This is a genomic window from Nostoc sp. UIC 10890, from assembly GCF_054786515.1.
On record NZ_JBSGKF010000142.1, the window covers coordinates 1 to 1,525 of the forward strand.

Here is a 1,525-nt window from a genome sequence, read left to right on the forward strand (position 1 = left end):
TTTCATAATTTTGTAGTAAAACTTAAGCCAAGCAATCTACTTAATAGAAGAAAATTTGGCTCTCCCAGACTAGATATGTTAAATTAACAACAGAAATACCAATTGAGTAAAATCCTTCTTCTAAAATTATTAAAGTTAGTTAAGCCATAAGCCCTTCTTTTAATGAGCTTAATTTTCTGATTAATCCCCTCAACAATACCTTGAGTAGTTCTGTGATCAAAATAAGCGAGAATCTCATCTATCCATCTACTAATGGTTCGACAACTTTTTGGGAAAAATTTATAAGCCTTTTCTGTCCATTCCAGGAATTTATATAATGCTTCATCACTGGTTATGTGACTTTCAAATATATCTCTAATTGCTTCTTTATTTCGATACATTTCTCCTAATTCTGGAGCGAGTTTTTGCAGGGAATTTATCTTGACTTTTTCCTCATCATTGAGGCTTTCTTTTTTCTTTAATAAAGGGTATTTACTGTGAGTTAACCCTGCTAATTTCTCCTCTCTCTCTTGCCGATTTTTAATTTTGACTGCTGCCCGTTTTTCCTGCTTTCTTCTTTCATCTAACTCCTGATTTATTTGTTTCATTACATGGAATCTATCGGCTACTACTTGAGCATTTGGTAGCATTTCTTGGATTAAACTTTTATAGGGTATCCATAAGTCTATACTGACTTCTTCTATTTGATTTAATACCTCCGAACCCAGGCTTGACAAGTATTCTGCTATGACGGTTTTATTTCTTTTCTCCAACAACGTTATTGGTTTTCTTGTTTCTAAATCTACTAATACAGCCGCATAGTTTTTTCCTCCTTTTAGCTGGGTTATTTCATCTATACCTAACTTTTTTAGCTGAAGAGGTTTTTCTTTGAGTAAATCAGCTTCTTGTTCTTTTAATAAGGTTTCTACCTCCGATGCTGTCATTCTATTTCTGATGGCTGCACTCTCTACATTCGTTTCTAATACTTCCTTAATTACTTTCATCGCTAGTCTTTTTGTATAGGTTCTTCTAGTTTTTATAAAATCTAGTGACTCACTGAAGACTTTGCGACATTTTGTGCATCTCAATTGCCGACGATTTACCTTTAACAATACTTGATAATCACTCAGAGGTATATCTCTAACTGTATACCAATGATTTTGATGGATTTTATCAGTTGTATGTCCACACTGTGGACATTGACCAACTTTTAGCTTATTTTCGACTTCTATAACTATTTCATCCTCAGTGATAAAGTCATAATTAATAACCTTGATATCTTCAAGATTAATAACTTTAGTAATAAAGTGCAGTAAGGGATTAGATGGCATATTTATTAAATTACTAATTTTATTTCAACCTTTTTTATATTTTCTAGTTCTAATTATTTTTGTATATCTACCCCAGACTCGCTTTGAGATGTTTTTTATGATAAAAATATGGGCAGTTATCTATTTTATTTATAGTATTTTATCATAACCACTCTAGGAGAGCCGAAAATTTGAATCTATTGCATATCAATGTAATTAAATTGTCTATACTAGAT

At 31.7% G+C, this 1,525-nt stretch carries 1 protein-coding gene; it reads right to left on the bottom strand.

Annotated elements, in window-relative coordinates; genetic code table 11:
- Positions 1-83 precede the first annotated feature (83 nt).
- Entirely contained in the window at positions 84-1,310 is a 1,227-nt protein-coding gene (locus ACWATR_RS39940; RefSeq protein ID WP_289794628.1) for an ISL3 family transposase, read from the bottom strand.
- Between the last annotated feature and the right edge of the window lie 215 nt (positions 1,311-1,525).